This is a genomic window from Mycetocola sp. 2940, from assembly GCF_040548835.1.
Lineage (GTDB): Bacteria > Actinomycetota > Actinomycetes > Actinomycetales > Microbacteriaceae > Mycetocola_A.
This window is the reverse complement of the sequence record NZ_JBEPSK010000004.1, coordinates 118,315-137,067: the sequence shown is the minus strand read 5'-3', so window position 1 is coordinate 137,067 and position 18,753 is coordinate 118,315. Positions and strand designations below refer to the sequence as shown.

Annotated in this window: 17 protein-coding genes and 1 tRNA gene; 7 read left to right on the top strand and 11 right to left on the bottom strand. The window is 66.0% G+C overall.

Annotation, left to right across the window (positions count from 1 at the left end; all coding sequences use genetic code 11):
* Positions 1–32: 32 nt before the first annotated feature.
* Both ABIE24_RS07630 and ABIE24_RS07625 read right to left on the bottom strand, forming a co-directional pair.
* Positions 33–386: a hypothetical protein gene (locus tag ABIE24_RS07630; RefSeq protein ID WP_354498364.1), complete on the bottom strand. Its 354-nt coding sequence runs from the start codon at positions 384–386 to the stop codon at positions 33–35.
* 2 nt (positions 387–388) lie between these two features.
* Positions 389–859, bottom strand: coding sequence for a DNA polymerase III subunit gamma/tau (locus ABIE24_RS07625; RefSeq protein WP_354498362.1), 471 nt, complete (start codon positions 857–859; stop codon positions 389–391).
* Between the two features lie 114 nt (positions 860–973).
* Between ABIE24_RS07625 and ABIE24_RS07620 the strand changes: the two genes are divergently transcribed.
* On the top strand, positions 974–1,657 hold the full coding sequence (locus tag ABIE24_RS07620) for a hypothetical protein (RefSeq protein ID WP_354498361.1): 684 nt from the start codon (positions 974–976) through the stop codon (positions 1,655–1,657).
* 505 nt (positions 1,658–2,162) lie between these two features.
* Here the strand turns inward: ABIE24_RS07620 and ilvC are convergent.
* The 6 genes from ilvC to otsA form a co-directional block, all read right to left on the bottom strand.
* A complete protein-coding gene (ilvC, locus tag ABIE24_RS07615; RefSeq protein WP_354498358.1) occupies positions 2,163–3,191 on the bottom strand; it encodes a ketol-acid reductoisomerase in 1,029 nt (342 codons plus the stop codon).
* 65 nt (positions 3,192–3,256) lie between these two features.
* Positions 3,257–3,766: an acetolactate synthase small subunit gene (gene ilvN / locus ABIE24_RS07610; RefSeq protein WP_354498356.1), complete on the bottom strand. Its 510-nt coding sequence runs from the start codon at positions 3,764–3,766 to the stop codon at positions 3,257–3,259.
* A gap of 3 nt (positions 3,767–3,769) precedes the next feature.
* Positions 3,770–5,578 carry an acetolactate synthase large subunit gene (locus ABIE24_RS07605; RefSeq protein WP_354498354.1) on the bottom strand — a complete coding sequence of 603 codons (1,809 nt, stop codon included), beginning with the start codon at positions 5,576–5,578 and terminating at the stop codon, positions 3,770–3,772.
* Between the two features lie 48 nt (positions 5,579–5,626).
* Positions 5,627–7,321 (bottom strand): dihydroxy-acid dehydratase, encoded by a 1,695-nt coding sequence (gene ilvD, locus ABIE24_RS07600; RefSeq protein ID WP_354498352.1) that lies wholly within the window; start codon positions 7,319–7,321, stop codon positions 5,627–5,629.
* Between the two features lie 35 nt (positions 7,322–7,356).
* Complete coding sequence (gene otsB, locus ABIE24_RS07595) at positions 7,357–8,139, bottom strand: trehalose-phosphatase (RefSeq protein WP_354498350.1); 783 nt, start codon at positions 8,137–8,139, stop codon at positions 7,357–7,359.
* Positions 8,136–9,665 (bottom strand): alpha,alpha-trehalose-phosphate synthase (UDP-forming), encoded by a 1,530-nt coding sequence (otsA, locus tag ABIE24_RS07590; RefSeq protein ID WP_502916254.1) that lies wholly within the window; start codon positions 9,663–9,665, stop codon positions 8,136–8,138. Before otsA ends, otsB begins: the two co-directional genes overlap by 4 nt.
* A 156-nt stretch (positions 9,666–9,821) precedes the next feature.
* Here otsA and ABIE24_RS07585 point away from each other — a divergent pair, with 156 nt between their 5' ends.
* Together ABIE24_RS07585 and ABIE24_RS07580 are read left to right on the top strand one after the other, a co-directional pair.
* Positions 9,822–10,061, top strand: a complete 240-nt coding sequence (locus tag ABIE24_RS07585) for a hypothetical protein (protein ID WP_354498346.1) — start codon at positions 9,822–9,824, stop codon at positions 10,059–10,061.
* 131 nt (positions 10,062–10,192) lie between these two features.
* A complete protein-coding gene (locus ABIE24_RS07580) occupies positions 10,193–10,759 on the top strand; it encodes a hypothetical protein (protein ID WP_354498344.1) in 567 nt (188 codons plus the stop codon).
* Between the two features lie 55 nt (positions 10,760–10,814).
* Here ABIE24_RS07580 and ABIE24_RS07575 read toward each other — a convergent pair whose 3' ends face one another.
* Positions 10,815–12,200 (bottom strand): glucose-6-phosphate dehydrogenase, encoded by a 1,386-nt coding sequence (locus ABIE24_RS07575; RefSeq protein ID WP_354498342.1) that lies wholly within the window; start codon positions 12,198–12,200, stop codon positions 10,815–10,817.
* 136 nt (positions 12,201–12,336) lie between these two features.
* Here ABIE24_RS07575 and ABIE24_RS07570 point away from each other — a divergent pair, with 136 nt between their 5' ends.
* The 3 genes from ABIE24_RS07570 (at position 12,337) to ABIE24_RS07560 (ending at position 16,864) form a co-directional block, all read left to right on the top strand.
* On the top strand, positions 12,337–12,789 hold the full coding sequence (locus ABIE24_RS07570; RefSeq protein WP_354498340.1) for a CHRD domain-containing protein: 453 nt from the start codon (positions 12,337–12,339) through the stop codon (positions 12,787–12,789).
* A 188-nt stretch (positions 12,790–12,977) separates the two neighbouring features.
* Positions 12,978–15,281: a glycosyltransferase family 2 protein gene (locus tag ABIE24_RS07565; protein WP_354498339.1), complete on the top strand. Its 2,304-nt coding sequence runs from the start codon at positions 12,978–12,980 to the stop codon at positions 15,279–15,281.
* Entirely contained in the window at positions 15,278–16,864 is a 1,587-nt protein-coding gene (locus ABIE24_RS07560) for a chitinase (protein WP_354498337.1), read from the top strand. The genes ABIE24_RS07565 and ABIE24_RS07560 overlap by 4 nt, the downstream gene beginning before the upstream one ends.
* 22 nt (positions 16,865–16,886) lie before the next feature.
* Here the strand turns inward: ABIE24_RS07560 and ABIE24_RS07555 are convergent, their stop codons facing one another.
* The gene (locus tag ABIE24_RS07555; RefSeq protein WP_354498335.1) at positions 16,887–17,852 is read right to left on the bottom strand and encodes a hypothetical protein; all 966 of its coding nucleotides are present in this window, start codon (positions 17,850–17,852) and stop codon (positions 16,887–16,889) included.
* 206 nt (positions 17,853–18,058) lie between these two features.
* Between ABIE24_RS07555 and ABIE24_RS07550 the strand changes: the two genes are divergently transcribed.
* Positions 18,059–18,607: a hypothetical protein gene (locus ABIE24_RS07550; RefSeq protein ID WP_354498334.1), complete on the top strand. Its 549-nt coding sequence runs from the start codon at positions 18,059–18,061 to the stop codon at positions 18,605–18,607.
* 26 nt (positions 18,608–18,633) lie between these two features.
* On the opposite strand, the gene ABIE24_RS07545 is transcribed toward ABIE24_RS07550, so the two are convergent.
* Positions 18,634–18,709 (bottom strand) — tRNA-Lys (locus ABIE24_RS07545).
* Positions 18,710–18,753: the final 44 nt, after the last annotated feature.

Here is an 18,753-nt window from a genome sequence, read left to right as displayed (position 1 = left end):
GTGCTCCAACTTTACTGGACGGCGGGCAGATGTTACGTCAGCACTGACCCGATGCCGAACAGCGCGAGGAGGCTCAGCGAGAGCGCCGCCACCGCCCCCAGGCCCGCGAGGTAGAGCAGCACTTGTGACAGCACGTCCCGGCGACGGCCGAGCCAGAAGGCGAGCGCGAAGACGGCGACCGGGAGCAGGATGCCGAGGATCAGCACGACCCAGCCGAGCGCGTTGATGGTCGTCTCGAGGCCGGACGCGATGATGCTGACGCCGGCAAGATTGCCGACGGCCTCCCAGACGTCGTAGGCGAAGACAAGCCCGAAGAGGATGGCCAGGGTCAGGGTCAGCCAGGCCGGTGCGTTCGCACGGGCAGGCTGGGCAGCGGATGTCGTCATGCTCAATTCCCTCCCACAATGAACGGCCACGGAATGAGCACGATCGCTCCCGCCACGAGGGCGAGAAACCGGGCGCGGAGCGAGCCGGACGCCCTCGTCAGCCAGAAGGTCGCGCCGATCCAGAGGGCCGGGGCGAGCACGGCGAACCACAACCCGACCGTGTACATCGCCGCGCCGACGATGTCCGTGGGTGCGTTCGTCGCGCGCTGGGCGGCGATCAGCCAGCCGATTGTATAGAGCAGGTAGATCCCCGCGAGGATGCCGAACGCGACGAGCGCCACGGAGCTCATCTGTCCCTGCCGACGGTCGGCGTCCGGCGTGGCGACGCGTCCGGGCTTGCCCACAACTTTCCACCCACCGGCGACCCGCGGCGTGGCGGCGTCGGTCGGCGTGGTGCCTCGCGTGGGTGGCGCCGCAGGTTCCGCGTCGCCGGCCCAGGTCAGTGCGTCATCGTCTGGGTGGTCCGAGCTCATGCCTGCCAGCGTACCGGCGATTTCGAGCCTGGTCCGCGACCCCCCTTCCGTGCTGACAACGCCCGGACGATACTGAGGGGCGTTCTCGTCGCCTGATCGACAAAGGAGGCAGGCATGATCGACAATCGACGCACTCTCCAGCGGGACAGATGGCGCGAACTCGACCGGGTGACCGGCATCGCCGGCATCGTCGCGACCGTGGTGCTGTTCGCCCCCATCATCGCGATCTCCACGCTGGGCGAGCCGGGCTTCACCGCCACCCCTGAGCAAGCCGCCGAGTTCTTCCGGAACGGGGACACCGCGTGGGTGACCGCAGCGGAAGCCACCGCCGCGCTCGGCATGCTGGCATTCCTCTGGTTTGTGGCCGGGTTGACGACACTGCTGCGCCGGGCGGAGGGCGAGCCCGCATGGCGATCGACCGTCGCCCTCGTCTCAGGGGTGCTCGTCGCCGCCTATGGGGTGATCGACGCGAGCTGGGATGCCGCGTTCAGCCGCGGGAGCGAGCTCGACCCGGCTGTGGCCATTTTCGCGTTCGACCTCGGTAACCTCGGCTTCGCCAACGCCTGGCTTGCGCTGGCGAGCTTCGCCATCGCGGCCGGGTGGGCCCTCCTCACTGGCCGCACCCTCGCAGCATGGTGGGGCTGGTGGGTGATCGTGGCCGGCGCAGGACTCATCATCGTGCGCTTCGCGTGGGAGAGTTTCGCCTGGACACTCCCCTACTTCGTGTTCTGGGCCTGGGTGATCGCGATCTCGATCAGGCTCCTCGCCCGCCCGACGGTGTCGCCGCGGTCAGGCTGACCACGGTTCACGCGACGGCGGGCTCCTGCGCGCCGCGGCAACTCGACGGGGCACGCTCGGTCGATCGGTCGGTCCCAGAAAGTCATTCGCCAGCGATATCCACCACCCTTTCGGCCCGATCGACGCCCGCGGCAACCGTTCGGGACCGATCGACCGCCGCGCCACACTTGAATCCCCGCAAAACGTCGCACGAAGCACCCACGAACGACAAAGTGCGTCAACTCGAGCATCGGCAACGACAACGTGCGGCGACTCGACGTGCGTGCTCGGTCGATCGGTCCCAGAAGGTCGTTCGCGATCGATCGCAACCACACTCTCGGCCCGATCGACGCCCGCGGCAGCCGTTCGGGACCGATCGATCGGCGCGCCACGCTTGAATCCCCGCAAAACGTCGCACGCGGCACCCACGAACGACAAAGTGCGTCAACTCGAGCATCCGCAACGGCAACGACAGAACGGCTCCCGCCTGAGGCGGGAGCCGTTCGTCGTTCAGAAACGGATGCGACTAGCGCGCGACGGAACCGTCGACGTAGTCGTCGTCGTTCGAGGCGTTCCAAGCGAAGAGCTTGCGCAGTTCGCGACCGGTCTCTTCGATCGGGTGGGCCTCGCCCTTGGCGCGGAGCTCGAGGAACTCGGGCGCTCCGGCGTCCTGGTCATCGATGAACCGCTTGGCGAATGCACCGGACTGGATGTCGGCGAGAACGGCCTTCATGTTCTCCTTGACGTTCGGGTCGATGACCCGCGGGCCGGAGACGTAGTCGCCGTACTCGGCGGTGTCTGAGACGCTCCAGCGCTGCTTGGCAATGCCACCCTCCCACATGAGGTCGACGATGAGCTTGAGCTCGTGCAGCACCTCGAAGTACGCGACCTGCGGCTGGTAGCCGGCCTCGGTGAGGACCTCGAAGCCGTACTGGACGAGCTGCGATGCGCCACCGCAGAGGACGGCCTGCTCGCCGAACAGGTCGGTCTCGGTCTCTTCGGTGAAGGTGGTCTTGATGCCACCGGCGCGGAGGCCACCGATCGCCTTCGCGTAGCTGAGGGTCAGCGGCCAGGCGTTGCCGGTCGCATCCTTCTCGACGGCAACGATCACCGGAACGCCACGGCCTGCTTCGTACTCGCGGCGGACGGTGTGTCCCGGGCCCTTCGGGGCGACCATGACGACGTCGACGCCCTCGGGCGCCTCGATGTAGCCGAAGCGGATGTTGAAGCCGTGGCCGAAGACGAGAGCCTTGCCGTGTGACAGGTTGTCCTTGATGGACTCTGCATAGATGGTGCGCTGGAACTGGTCAGGCGCGAGAATGACGATGACGTCGGCCCAGGCAGCAGCCTCGGAGACGCTCTTCACGGTGAAGCCCTGCTCTTCAGCCTTGGCGACCGACTTGGAGCCCTCCTTGAGGCCGATGACGACCTCGACACCCGAGTCACGAAGGTTGAGCGCGTGGGCGTGGCCCTGTGAGCCGTAACCGACGACCGCGACCTTCTTGCCCTGGATGATCGAGAGGTCGGCATCTGCGTCGTAGAAAATCTCAGACAATTGTTGTTTCTCCTTTATTGGTGAGGTGTTGCTGTCGGGCGTTGCCGTCTTCCGGCGGATCCCGGCTAGTTCTTGAATACGCGGTCGGTGATGGATTTGGAGCCGCGGCCGATGGCGAGCAGGCCTGACTGCGCCATCTCCTTGATGCCGTACGGCTCGAGGACCTTGAGCATCGCGTTGGTCTTGCCCGAGTCCCCGGTGACCTCGATCACCACGGCGTCCGTCGACACATCGACGACGCGGGCCCGGAACAGGGTGACCGCTTCGAGCACCTGCGACCGGGTGGTGTTGTCGACCCGGACCTTGATGAGCAGGTGCTCACGCTGGACGGACTGGTCAAAGTCGAGCTCCACGATCTTGATCACGTTGACGAGCTTGTTCAGCTGCTTGGTGATCTGCTCGAGCGGAAGGCCTTCGACGGTCACCACGACGGTGATCCGGCTCAGCCCGGGCACCTCGCTCGTACCGACGGCGAGCGACTCGATGTTGAAGCCGCGGCGCGCGAACAGCCCGGCGACGCGGGTGAGAAGGCCGGGCTTGTTCTCGACAAGCAGGCTCAGGACGTGTCTTGACATGGTCTAGGCCTCCTCATCGAACGACGGGCTGTGGTCTTTGGCGTACTGGACGTAGCTGTTGCTGACGCCCTGCGGCACCATCGGCCACACCATAGCGTCCGCGCTCACCACGAAGTCGATGACGACCGGGCGATCGTTGGTCTCCAGCGCGAGCTTGATCGCGGCGTCGACCTCTTCTTCCTTCGTCACGCGGATGCCGAGGCATCCGTACGCGTCGGCGAGTTTCAGGAAGTCGGGGATCCGGATGGTGTCGTGGCCCGTGTTCAGGTCGGTGTTCGAGTACCGGCCGTCGTAGAACAAGGTCTGCCACTGCCGGACCATGCCCAGTGAGGAGTTGTTGATGACCGCCACTTTGATCGGGATCTTGTTGATCGCGCAGGTGGCGAGCTCCTGGTTCGTCATCTGGAAGCATCCGTCACCGTCGATCGACCAGACGACACGGTCGGGTTCGGCGACCTTCGCGCCCATCGCGGCGGGCACGGAGTACCCCATGGTGCCGGCCCCGCCGGAGTTCAGCCACGAGTTGGGTCGCTCGTACTTGATGAACTGCGCTGCCCACATCTGGTGCTGGCCGACGCCGGCGGCGTAGATGCCCTCGGGCCCGGTCAGCTCGCCGATCCGCTGGATCACATACTGCGGTGCCAGCAGGCCGTCGGTCGGTGTCGTGTACCCGAGCGGGAACTCCTCGCGGAGCCCGTTGAGGTACGTCCACCAGGCCTCGGTGTCCGGCGTGACGCCGGCGAGGGCGGGGCGCAGTGCGGCGGTCAGATCGGCGATGACGTCCTTGGCATCGCCGACGATGGGAACGTCTGCCGTGCGGATCTTCGAGATTTCCGCGGGGTCGACGTCGACGTGGACGATCTTGGCGTTCGGGGCGAACAGAGCGGTCTTGCCGGTGACCCGGTCGTCGAAACGCGCACCAAGCGACACGATGAGGTCGGACTCCTGCAGCGCCAGCACCGCCGGAACGGTGCCGTGCATGCCCGGCATGCCGAGGTGCTGGGAGTGCGAATCGGGGAACGCTCCGCGGGCCATCAGCGTGGTCACGACGGGGGCGCCGATCAGTTCGGCCAGTTCGAGGAGCTCAGCCGACGCCTTGGCGCGGATGACACCGCCGCCGACGTAGAGCACCGGCTTCTTCGACTCGACGAGCAGCTGCGCTGCCGCGAGGATCTGCTTGCCGTGGGCCTTGGTGACCGGGCGGTAGCCGGGCAGGTCGATCTTCGGCGGCCAGATGAAGGGGGCGTCCTGCTGCTGGGCATCCTTCGTGATGTCGACGAGCACAGGTCCCGGTCGGCCGGTCGACGCGATGTGGTACGCCGCTGCGAGAGTCGACGGGATGTCATTGGCGTCGGTGACGAGGAAGGAGTGCTTCGTGATCGGCATGGTGATGCCGACGATGTCCGCCTCCTGGAAGGCATCCGTTCCCATCAGGTTCGAGAACACCTGCCCGGTGATCGCGAGCAGCGGCACGGAGTCCATGTGGGCGTCCATGATCGCGGTCACAAGGTTCGTCGCGCCCGGACCGGAGGTGGCGATCGCGACGCCGACCTTTCCGGTGGATGCCGCGTAGCCCTCGGCCGCGTGGCCGGCGCCCTGTTCGTGCCGGACGAGGATGTGCCGGATCTTGGAGGTGTCCATCAGGGGGTCGTAGACCGGCAGGATCGCACCCCCTGGCAGGCCGAAGACGTCGGTGATGCCGAGCAGTTCGAGGGTGCGGACGACGGCTGAAGCGCCGCTCATCGTTTCGGGGCCGCTCGAGGCGGCCTTGAGGTCAGCGGGCGATATGGCGGTGCGAGGTTCCGCAGGCATCGTATGGATTCCCTTGTCGATGGTTGGATCTGAACGTGAGGCGCAGAGCTACCCGGTGATCGCACCCTCCGCGGCGGAGTGCACGAGCTTGGCGTACTTTGCGAGAACTCCACGGGTGTAGCGCGGGGGAAGCGGTGCCCAGCCGTTGCGGCGGGCGGCCAGCTCTTCTTCGTCGACAAGTAGGTCGAGCGACCGAGCTGCGATATCGACCCGTATCAGATCACCATCGCGCACGAAGGCAATGGGACCAGCGTCCACCGCTTCGGGTGCTATGTGGCCGATACAGAGGCCGGTTGTGCCGCCTGAGAATCGACCGTCCGTCAATAGTAGTACATCTTTTCCGAGCCCAGCGCCCTTGATGGCGGCCGTGATGGCGAGCATTTCGCGCATGCCGGGGCCACCCTTCGGACCCTCGTAACGGATGACGATGACGTCGCCGGCCGAGATCAGCCCGTCGGTGAGAGCGTCCATCGCTCCGCGCTCGCGTTCGAAGACGCGGGCGGGACCCTCGAAGACGTCGGCGTCGAAGCCGGCGGTCTTGACGACGGCGCCCTCGGGCGCGAACGTGCCGTGGAGCACGGTGATGCCGCCGGTCGCGTGGATGGGGTTGTCGAGGGTGCGGATGACGGTGCCGTCGAGCGGTTCCGGGTTGAGCGCAGCCAGGTTCTCGGCGACGGTCTTGCCGGTGACGGTGAGGGCGTCGCCGTGGAGCAGGCCGGCGTCGAGAAGCGCCTTCATGACGACGGGCACTCCCCCGTGGCGGTCGACGTCGTTCATGACGTACTTGCCGAACGGCTTGAGGTCGCCGATGTGCGGAACGGTGTCGCCGATGCGGTTGAAGTCGTCGAGGGTGAGCTCGACCTCGGCCTCGCGGGCGATCGCGAGCAGGTGCAGTACGACGTTGGTCGAACCGCCGAACGCCATGGCGACGGCGATGGCGTTCTCGAACGCCTTCTTCGTGAGAATGTCACGGGCGGTGAGCCCGAGGCGCAGCATGTTGACGACGGCCTCACCGGAGCGGTGCGCGAAGTAGTCGCGGCGGCGGTCGGCCGAGGGCGGCGATGCCGAGCCGGGGAGGCTCATGCCGAGCGCTTCGGCGACGGATGCCATGGTGTTGGCCGTGTACATTCCGCCACAGGCGCCCTCACCCGGGACGATCGCGCATTCGATGCGCTTGAGGTCTTCTTCGCTCATCGTTCCGGCCTTGCAGGCGCCGACCGCTTCGAAGGAGTCAATGATGGTGACTTCCTTCTCAGTACCGTCGCTGAGCTTCACCCAGCCGGGAGCGACCGAGCCGGCGTAGAGGAAGACCGAGGCGAGGTCGAGCCGTGCTGCTGCCATGAGCATGCCGGGGAGCGACTTGTCGCACCCGGCGAGAAGCACTGTGCCGTCGAGGCGTTCGGCCATGACGACGGTCTCGACGGAGTCGGCGATGACCTCGCGGGAGACGAGGGAGAAGTGCATGCCCTCGTGGCCCATCGAGATGCCGTCGGAGACGGAAATGGTCCCGAACTGCAGCGGGTACCCGCCGCCGGAGTGGACGCCTTCCTTCGCGCCCTGGGCGAGCCGGTCAAGCGACAGGTTGCACGGGGTGATTTCGTTCCAGCTCGACGCGATGCCGATCTGGGGCTTGTCCCAGTCCTCGTCGCCCATTCCAACCGCGCGGAGCATTCCGCGTGAGGTGGAGGCTTCGATTCCGTCGGTGACTGCTCGGCTGCGCGGTTTCAGGTCGATCTCTGACATGGTTCGAGTCTAGAACCTCGCGCATGCTCCGATTTTCATCGACCGGTTGCTGCCCGGAGGCTCGCCAGCGTATCGAGCACGTCGGCGACCTCTGCCGGGGAGCCGACGCGGAATGGCGCGATCGTCGGCCCCTCACCGCTCTTCAGGGCGAGGTCCCCTGCCCCCAGCACCGAGAACGCGTCCTCGTCGGTGACGTCGTCGCCGGCGTACAGCACGGCTGTGGCGCCGGTGTAGTCGCGCAGGTGCACGATCGCGTCGCCTTTGGTCGCGTCGAGCACCGAGAATTCGAGGACGTCCTTGCCGTCGCGCACCGTGGCATCCGGGCACACATCAGCGACGATCCTGCGCGCCTCGTCCTCGGCGGCGAACGCGGCGTCCGCGTCGAGGCCGCGGGTGTGCACGGCGAAACCCGCCGGTTTGCGCTCGATCCGCGCGCCGGGGTGGGCGTCTGAGAACCGGGCGAACCCGGCGGTCAGTTTGGCCAGCCTGGCGCTGTCGACCTCGTCGAGCGGAGGGTGGGCGGCGACGCCGTCGAAGCGGTACTCGGCGCCATGCGACCCGACGAGGAGAACACCGGCGGGAGCTTCAGACGCGTGCTGGAGACTGTCGACCGCACGCCCGGAGACGAACGCGACCGTCGTGTGCGACACCTCGAGGAGCCGTTCGACCGCGAGCCGCGCTTCGGGCAGGGCGCGGGCGTCTTCCGGCCGGTCGACGAACGGCGCGAGCGTCCCGTCGAAGTCGAGCGCGACGAGCAGGTGCTCCGCCTGGGCGAGCTCCGCGAGCGCGGTGGTCAGCGCGGCGTCGACGGGGCTCATTTTCGTGCGTCCGGGTGCTCGTGAGAGACAGGATGCGACGTGGTCGAGTTCGAGAGTTCCTCGAGGAACACCCGCGACCACTTCACGACGTCGTTTTCGAGCACGCGTTTGCGCAGCGCTCGCATTCGCCGGCGCCGCTCGGACGGCTGCATCTCGACGGCTTGCATGATGGCATCCTTCACCCCTTCGATGTCGTGCGGGTTGATGAGGAGCGCCTGGCGCAGATCGTCGGATGCCCCGGCGAACTCGCTGAGGACGAGGACGCCGCCGAGGTCCGCACGGGTGGCGACGTATTCCTTGGCGACGAGGTTCATCCCGTCCCGCAGGGCGGTGACGAGCATGACGTCCGCGGCGAGGTAGAGCGCGACCATTTCTTCACGCGGATAGCCCTGGTGCAGGTAGTTGATGGCGGTGTGGCCGATCGAGCCGTAGTCGCCGTTGATGCGGCCGACGGTGAGTTCGATCTCGTCGCGGAGCTGCATGTAGCTGCCGACGCGTTCGCGGCTGGGGCTGGCGACCTGCACGAGGGTGACGTCGTCGACGGTGAGGCGGCGTTCGGCGAGGAGTTCGCCGAACGCCTTGAGCCGGTGCCCGATGCCCTTGGTGTAGTCGAGCCGGTCGACGCCGAGCATGATGGTCTTCGGGTTGCCGAGCTCTTCGCGGATCTGCTTCGCCCGGGCCTGCACCGCGGGGTCCTTCGCCAGTTCGACGTAACTCGTCGCATCGATGGAGATGGGGAACGCGCGGGCGACGACCCGGCGCACCGGTGCCCCGCGCACGTGGGACCGGTCGCCGGTGGTGGCGTCTGAAGAGTCGCCGACCGGGACCCAGACCCTGGTGCCCTTGGTGTCGTAACCGAACAACCGCCGCACGGCGCGGGCGAAATTACCGGCGTCAGCGACGCGCTGGAAACCGATGACGTCGGCGCCGAGCAGGCCCGAGATGATCTGCTGCCGCCACGGAAGCTGGGAGAAGATCCCGTAGGCAGGGAATGGGATGTGGTTGAAGAACCCGATCGTGAGGTCCGGGCGTGCTTCGCGGAGCATCCCTGGCACCAGCTGGAGCTGGTAGTCGTGCACCCAGACGGTGGCACCGGTGTCGGCGATCCGCGCAGTGGCGTCGGCGAAGCGACGGTTGACGTCGACGTAGGTTTCCCACCATTCACGGTGATAGCTCGGCTGGGCGATCACGTCGTGGTACAGCGGCCACAGCGTGTCGTTCGAGAATCCCTCGTAGTAATTCTCGATCTCCTCCGTGTTGAGCGCGATCGGCACCATCCGGATGCCTTCATGTTCGAACGGCTCCAGCTCGACGTCTGGCGCTCCCGGCCAGCCCACCCAGGCACCGTCGGACGACTTCATCAACGGCTCGAGTGCAGCCACCAGTCCACCGGGTGACATCCGCCATCCGGCCGAACCGTCCGGCTGGATGGCGCTGTCGACGGGCAGACGGTTGGCGACGACGACGAAGTCGTAGGTGTCGCCTGCGGTGGGTGTGGTCACGTTGATTGTTGTCCCCTCGGCCATCGACTGGCCTGTGTTCTTCCGCCACTGTCCGGTGGCCTCACAGGTTACCAGCAGCCGGTTGGCGGCGCCCCGTCGCACACCTTCGTGCTATGGCGCGACCGGTTGGAACTCTCGATCGAATACCGCTAGCGTCGGAGGCCTTGGAGGTGCATCCATATGCGCAAATACGTTCTGAATTTCACAGTCATCAGCGCCTTTTTCGGTGCGATCACGCTGATCAAAACCAGCAAGAACGCCCCACGGGACTGGCGCCTTGCACTGCTCTGGCTCGGGTGGCTCGTGACCGTCGCCAACGCGTTCGCTGCTGTGTCGGAGCGCACCGACCAGAAAGAGGTCGAGGCCGAGGGTGGCGAAAGCAAGCTCAAGCGCCGGAAGGCCGGGAAGATCAAGCGTTAAGTCAGCGCACGGCACACCGCGATCCGCCGTATCCCCGCCCCCATCGGCGGGAAACGGCGTGTCAGGTGGCCGTTTCCGGGGCCACTCCCCCACACTGGGAACACCACCACCAGCAGCAGGGAGAACCGGACATGTTTGGTCGCCGCCGTCATCGCGCACCGGTCACCGTCGCACCACCTGTGCCGGCGCCCCAGCCCGGAATCCAGCTCTCAGAAGAGCAGCTGTTCGACACGGTGCGAGCCCGGCTCGACGCGCACATGGGTGCCACCGGAGACTGGACGCTCGTGCGTCGCTCGGAATCCGATACCGACACCTTCTTCCACGACATGGCGGCGTTCTCGCTCGCCCGTGAAATCACGACCGCGATCGTCGGCGCCCCCTCGACTGCCGTCGAGGGTCATCTCGACGCACTTGTCGACCAGCCGGCAAGCATCATGCAGACGATCACCGTCCGCACGGTTCCGTCCTCGGCTGCGTCCGGCGCCGCCGACGTCGGTCCGACCGTCTTCGACGGCCCAGCGGATTCCGATGCCCTCCCCGTCGAGCTCACCAGGGTCGAACACGTGATGTTCGAACTCAACACCGTGGCCGTCTGGGCAGACCCGCAACGCCATGACCCTGCGCACGTGAACCCGGAGATGGTCACGCCGACGGTGTCTCGCGCCAAGAAACGCTGGAACGGCGCCCGCGTCTCCTGAGGAAACGCACGGCGAACGGCCGGTGACAGCTTGAGGCGGCCTGCTGGATGTACAGCTAAAGGGCGACGCCGATCGGATCCCAGCCCGCAGGCCCGCTCGAGCCCGCCGGGTAGTCGACGAGCGGCACTGCTCCCGAGCGCCAGGCGGCGAGGAATGGTTCCACGATCCTCCAGCTCTGCTCGGCTGTGTCGCCACGAACCGACAGCGCCGGGTCGTTGTCGAGAATGCCCTCGAGCACTTCGCCGTAGGCACCGAACTGCCCGGGGTCGAAGGTCGCCTCGAAGGTCATCCTCTCGAGCTCGTGCGGATCACCGGCACCATTGATGTTGATCGACAGCGACATCTCATCCGGAGCGAGAAACAACCGCAACACGGTCGGGTCGGTTCGGCCGCTGAATCCGACGGGCACATGATTGGCGGGTTTAAACCGCACAACGATCTCGCGGCGTCGTTTGCCGAGGGCCTTGCCCGAGCGGAGGGTGAACGGCACGCCTGCCCAGCGCCAGGTGTCCACCTGGACCGTGACCTCGGCGAGCGTCTCGGTATCGCGAGCCGGATCCACACCGTCCTCATCGATGTACGACGGGTAGTCGCGGCCGTCGACACTACCCGCCGTATAGCGGCCGCGCCGGCTCGAGGATGCGGCGTCGCCGGCCCACGGCCGGGTGGCGCGCAGCACGAGTCCCTTGGCATCGCGGAGGTCGACGGCGTCGAGCGTCGACGGCGCTTCCATGGCGAAAAGTGCGAGCACCTGCAGCAGGTGGCTCTGGATCATGTCGACGAGGGCGCCGGCCTTGTCGTAGTAACCGGCCCGCTTCTCCAATCCCAGCTGTTCGTCGTAGACGATGTCGACCCGTTCGATGTGCTCCCCGCTCCACAGCGGTTCGAAGATGCGGTTGGCGAAGCGCATGCCCAGCAGGTTGAACACGGTCGAGCGACCGAGGAAATGGTCGACCCGGTGAATCTGATCCTCGGGGACCAGGCGGGCGAGCTGGCGGTTCAGCGCGGCGGCACTGGAGGCGTCTGTTCCGAACGGCTTCTCCAGCGCCAGCACGGTTCCCTCAGGCAGGGCCACCGATTCCAGCGCCGTGCACGCTTTCACCGTGACCGCCGGCGGCAATGCGAAGTAGATGGCGGGTGTGCCCACCGCCTCGGCGATCAGCTTCTCCAGCGCTCCAGCGTCGGTGACATCGGCCTGCCGGAACACGGTGTCGCCCAGGAGGGCGTCGACGGCGTTCCCGGATGCCTCCACGGTCGCGAACGAGGACGCCACGATGTCACGCCACGCGGCATCCGTCATCGCATCGACACTCACCCCGATCAACTGCACGCGGCGGTCGGGTTGGCTGGTGAGCAGCTGCCCCAGGGCCGGAAGGAGAAGTCTCGATGAGAGGTCCCCTCCCCCACCGAGCAGGAACAGAGTCGTCGTTGGCTGCGTCATTCTCCGACCATACGCCCAGGGGCCCAGTCCCGTCGCCGGACGCGCAAGAACCGCCCAGATGCCCGTTGCCGCGCTTTTTCCTGCGGAGTAGCATCCGGCCTCGAGGGGGAACCGACACTCAAGAGGAGACCACGTCATGACCCGCTCCAACCGTCACTTTATTCACCCAACCGCCGCGCTGTGTGCCGCAGCCGCTCTCGTGCTCGCAGGTTCGGCGCCAGCCACCGCCCGGCCGGGAGGCGTCCCGGCGATTCCCGTGAACAACGGGCAGGAGACCACCGGCGCCGACACCGGAGCCAGCGGGTTCTTCAGCTACACGATCGATGGCAATCAGTTCTGCTACACGCTCGAGGCACGGAACCTCTCAGTGCCTGCCGTCGCTGCACACATTCACCTCGCTCCCCGGGAAGTCGCGGGGGACGTCGTCCTGCCGCTGGATGTGGGAACCGGCACCAGCTGGACGGTGAGCGAATGCGTCACCGCCGACCCCGCACTGCTCGCCGCCATCGACTCGAGCCCGCGGTCGTACTACGTCAACGTGCACACACCGACGTTCCCGGGTGGTGAAATCCGCGGCCAACTCAAGTAGCCCGACCCGGCGTCTGACGGACGCCGGGCTCGACTCTTTCGGGGGGTTTCCGGGCGTGTCGCGCCACCCCTAGATTCAGGACGTGGGGAATCCTCACATTCCCGCACACGAACTGAAACGCCCGCTTTCCACCCGAACAGTTTTCGCGCGAATCGCGCCCAGACACCGGCTCTACCCGAGGATGCCCGATGCCCAAGAGTTCTACAAGCACGCCCAGGCGCAAGCGCCAGTGGGGTGCCGAACGGTCCACCCGCCCCCTGTCCGTGGTGCATGATCGACCCAGCGACGCGAAGATCACCTGGGGACGACTCGCCATCCTCGCCACCGTGCTCGCCTGGCTCGGGTATCTCATCTACACGATCATGCGCCAGTTCCTCAACAACGGCACCGAGGGATTCCGCTTCACCACCGAGGCCATCTCCTACGTCGTCGTCCTCACCTTCCTCACGTTCTCCGCGCTCATGTACCTGGTGGCCCGCCAGGGGGCGCTGCAGCGGTTCCGTGACCATGTACGCGTTCCCCGCGCGGAACTCGACAGCCACTTCACCGACCATGACGGCTCGATCACCGTGCTGGTCCCCTCCTACAGCGAAGAGCCGGCTGTCATCCGCAAGACGCTCTGGTCTGCCGTCCTCCAGGAATACCCGTCGATGCGGGTCGTCCTCCTTCTCGACGACCCGCCGTTCCCGACAGACCCCAGGGTCGCGGAGACGCTGGAGATCTCCCGGGGCATCACCGCTGAAATCCAGGACGCCCTGGCTGAGCCGCGATCGCGGTTCACCGACCGGCTGCTGCTGTGCGAGATCCTCTGCATCGACGGCGCCCCCGCTTCGCCTGACGCGGTTCGGGACCTTGCGGCCGACTACCGGTGGGCAGCGAGCTGGCTCCGGCAGATGGCTGCAGACGAGGCACTCGACGATCACGTCGACGTCTTCTTCGCCGAACAGGTGATCGGCGGTCTCGCTGACGACCTCGCCGTCACCGCAGCCGCCCTCGAAACCGCTGCGACGGAGCAAGCGTCGCTTCCGGCAAGCCGGATTCTGGAACTCCAGCGCCGGCTCACCTGGATCTTCTCGGCCGAGCTGGAGACCTTCGAACGCAAGAAGTACGCATCGCTCTCGCACGAGGCCAACAAGGCGATGAACCTCAACGCCTACATCGGGCTGATGGGCGGCAGCTACATCCGGGAGAACAGCCCGAACGGGACGATCCTTCGGCCTGCGCCCAGCGACACCCAGGCGGAAATCGTCATCCCCGATTCCGAGTACCTGCTCACCCTCGACGCCGACTCGCTCCTGCTCAAGGACTACTGCCTCCGCCTCGTGTTCCTCCTGGAACAGCCCGACAACGAGCGCGTCGCGGTGACACAGACCCCATATTCATCGTTTCGGGGCGCACCGACACGGATCGAGCGTCTCGCCGGGGCGACCACCGACATCCAGCACATCCTCCACCAGGGCATGTCCTACTACGGAGCGACGTTCTGGGTCGGGGCGAACGCGGTCATCCGAAAGCGCGCCCTGGAGGACATCGTCGAGGTCGAAACGGTCGGCGGGTTCGACGTGCGCCGCTACGTTCAGGACCGCACCGTCATCGAAGACACCGAGTCGAGCATCGACCTCGGCACCCACGGCTGGACGCTGGTCAACTACCCCGAACGGCTGAGCTACAGTGCGACCCCTCCCGACTTCGGGTCGCTCATCGTCCAGCGCAGGCGGTGGGCGAACGGCGGGCTTCTGATCCTCCCGAAGCTCTGGCGTCAGATGCGTGAACGGAGGCGGGGCGGGCATCCGCTGCGCCTCCTGGAGGTCCTCCTGCGGGTGAACTACATGGCGTCGATCACCTGGGCGAGCCTGGGCCTGGTCTTCCTGCTGGTTTACCCGTACGACAGCCGCCTGCTCAGTCCGGTCGTGGTGCTCGCGGCCCTCCCGTACTTCCTGGCGATGGGAAGCGACCTCCGTTACTGCGGCTACCAGTACAGCGACATTCTCCGCATCTACGGGTTCAACCTCGTGCTGCTCCCCGTCAACCTGGCCGGCGTGCTCAAGTCCATCGAGCAGTCGATCACCAGCAAGAAGATCCCCTTCGCCCGCACACCGAAGATCAAGAACCGCACAGCGTCTCCGGTGCTCTACGTGCTGACCCCGTATCTGATCGTCGCCTTCTCGGTTCTCACCTTCTGGCGTGACGTGAATGCCCAGAACTGGGGAAACGCCGCATTTGCGGCCTTCAACGCCCTCCTCGGCACCGGCTCGATCATCGCCAATATCGGAATCTGGAATTCCATCGTCGACGTCAATGTCAGCATGACGCGCTGGCTCTTCGTGGAGAGGAAGCCCAAAGCCTCCCGCACCGCCGTCGCCTCACTCTCGCCGGCGTCGCCCGACTGGCGCGCGGTGCTGTACCACGGCTCACTCGACGGAACACCCGCCGTTGCTCCCGCCGCGGCTCCCTCGACCGTTCTCGTCCCCACCCGAAGGAGCGCCCGATGACCAAGGAACGCGTTCCGCGCACCCGTTCACGCCGCCGCCTCTCCGTGGTTCGCGTGGGCCTGGCGATCGTTCTCGTCTCCACGCTGACCGGAGGAGGCTACGCCGGATTCCAGTGGTGGCAGTCCGCACAGGCGGCCGAACACTACGAACCGTGGTTCGCCGGGTACGCCGACGTGACGGCGACGCCGACCTTCCGCTTCGAAGCGCCAGCGTCTGATGCGGCACGGGATGTCGTCCTGTCGTTCATCGTCGCCGACACCGACGACGAGTGCACGCCCACCTGGGGCACGGCCTACACGCTCGACGAAGCCGCCGCGTCACTCGATCTGGACCGCCGGCTCGCCGGGCTCGCCAAACGCGGCGGGCAGGTCGCCATCTCCTTCGGCGGGCTGCTGAACGATGAGTTGGCCACCGTCTGCACGGATCCGAGGAAACTCGTCGACGCGTACGCGGATGTCATCACCCGTTACGACGTCAGCACCATCGACCTCGACATCGAAGCGGCCAACCTGACCGACCGCGAAGCGGGCGAGCGCCGTGCCGAAGCGATTTCGGAACTGCAGGAGGATCGGCGTAACGGCGGAGACGACCTCGCTGTCTGGCTCACACTCCCGGTCGCACCATTCGGCATGACCGAGGACGGGACAACGGCCGTCACCCAGATGCTCGATGCGGGCGTGGACCTTGCCGGTGTGAACGTCATGACGATGGACTACGGCAGCAGCCGTGCCGAGGGCGACACCCAGGCGGAAGCGTCGATCAAAGCGCTCACCTCCGCCCACCGTCAGATCCGCGGCTTGTACGCACGAGCCGGAACCGAGCTGACCGACGCAACCGTGTGGTCGAAGATCGGCGCCACTCCGATGATCGGCCAGAACGACGTTCCCGACGAGGTCTTCGACCTCGATGACGCGAAGGCATTGAACGCCTTCGCGGTCGAGAAGAAAATCGGCCGGATGTCGATGTGGTCGTTGAACCGGGACAAGACCTGCGGCTCGAACTACGTCGACCTGAAACGGGTGTCCGATTCCTGCAGCGGCATCAAGCAGGGCGACATCAAATTCGCCGATCTGCTGGCATCCGGCTTCTCCGGTCGGCCGGAGAAGTCCGCCTCGGCGGTGACCACATCGGAAGCCGACCAGATCGAGGCGATCGTCGACGATCCGAAGACGAGCCCGTACCCGGTCTGGGCGCCGACCGCCTCGTACCTGGAAGGAACCAAGATCGTCTGGCACCACAGCGTCTACCAGGCGAAGTGGTGGACGCGCGGGGACCTTCCCGACGACCCGGTGCTGAACGAATGGGAGACCCCGTGGACGCTCATCGGCCCGGTGCTGCCGGGAGAGAAGCCGTTCGAGCCGCTGACACTGCCCGAAGGGACGTATCCGGACTGGGCGGGCACGGCGGTCTACGAGCGGGAGAATCGCGTGCTGTTCGACGGCATGCCGTTCGAATCGAAGTGGTGGAACCAGGGCGAGAGCCCCGCGGCGGCGTCGGCTGACCCGGACAGTTCGCCGTGGACCCCGCTCAGCGACGAGGACGTCGCGGAGGTGCTGGAGAAGGGCGCCGACACGGTTCCCTGATCTGCCACGGCACTGTTCGGGTTCACGGAATTTCCAATGGCGAGGCTGCGTCGGCGGGCGATCCGTCCGCCTCGTGGACAAGGTCGACGTTGACGTTGTACGACCCGGAACCGACGAGGTCGGGAACCCAGATTTTCACGGTTCCGGTGTCATATTCCGTCGTCGCGATGATCCGGTACGCCACGTTCTCGGCCTCCCAGCCGCCCGTCACATCGATGCCGTCCAGCGACCACCTCAGGAGGAGAGGTCGGTCCTTCAACCCCTCAAGGGTCAGATCGACCGCGAGAGTCCAGCCGAGCGCGTCCAGGCCTGCCGGGCCACTCTGCAACTCGACCTCCTCCAGCGCATCGACGAGCTCGTCGGCCGCTTCCTCAGGGGTGACCGGCTCACCCTCTTCGTCGACCGTTGCGGGCGGGAGGATTCTCGGGAGGGTGTGGATCAGGTCGGGGTCGTAGGGCTCGAGCACCCGTTGTTCCGCAACCTCACTGACGTATCCCGCTGGCGGGCGCCACGGCACCACCCAGGTCGGCGTGGGAGTGGGGGTCGGGGTCGGCGTCGGGGTCGGGGTGGGAGTCGGCGTCGGGGTCGGGGTCGGGGTTGGCGTCGGCGTCGGGGTTGGTTCCGGGGTCGGTGTCGCAGGTTCCTGTGTCGGCGCGAGGATGTTGGGCAGCAGAAGAACGAGACGCCGGCCGGTTCCTGCGGCTTCCGGCGTGGGGAGATAGACGTCCGTGCCGATCTCCTCAGACGCGAACTCGCTGAGCGGGGTCATCTTGAGCCGCTCGACCGACTCGATGCGCGCCACGTCCTTGACGTCCGGCTGCGGCGGCGGAAAGACCTTCTCCCAGAAATTGATCACGGCCAGCAGGGCGACGGCCAGCGCACCAGCGGTTATGACAAGTGTCTTCAGCTGCAGGTACCACGGGGTCTTCTTGTCCTGCTTCCGTGATTTTCTTTTCGGCTTCGATTTCGGTTTTGGATCTTGAGCCATGACGCACCGTCCTCAATCGACTTGCGATTAAGGCTCCTCCTGCTCCCGGGCAGCGTCAACGGAGTGCCTGCGACGCTCTCATCGGCCTCGCCTCGGAGCCGGGCCGCCCCCGGCCGAGTTGCCTCAACGGGGCTGACTCGCCGCCTGAATGAGAGTAGAACTGGCGCAAACTGGCCTCCTGTCAGTTCCACGTGGAGGTGGGAGCAATGGCAAACGAATTCGACTGGATCGTCGTCCCCGACAAAGAATCCGTGAAGACGATCAAACCGGGAACCGCGTACACCTACGACCTCGTCAATATGACCATCAGCGAGGCGTTGTGTTACCAGAAGCGGGATTTCGGCATCAACCTCGGATTCACGGATCCTGGTGAATCCAGCAACATCCGATTCCTGCGCAAGAGCGGAACCGGAGACATCAAGTACGGCGAGATGTTCGCGATCGGAGTCAGGGCCGGACGGTGGCTCTATTACCAGAAACGGGACTTCGGTCCCAACCTCGGCTGGTCCGAACTTCCGAAGTTCGAATGGCGTTTCGACGCGGAAGATGGGAGGACCGGCACGGTTTCTGTCATCGAACTCGTCGGGCTCTACAACTCGGTGGAGAAGGACACACTGATGTACGAGCGGCGGGACTGGGGCGTCAACCTCAAATGGTTCAAAGATGCCGGCAAGCACGACAGCTTTGGTGATCTCAAAGAGGTCGCCAACAGGATCAAGTCAATCAAGGAGGGATTCAGCGACTGGTTCGGCTGATACCCAAAACGACGACCCGCAGGTTATGGTGCACCCCCCGGGACTTGAACCCGGAACCCACTGATTAAGAGTCAGTTGCTCTGCCAATTGAGCTAGAGGTGCGTGTTTCGGCCGCCAGCAGTGCGGCGGGCCGTGGAAAAGATTAG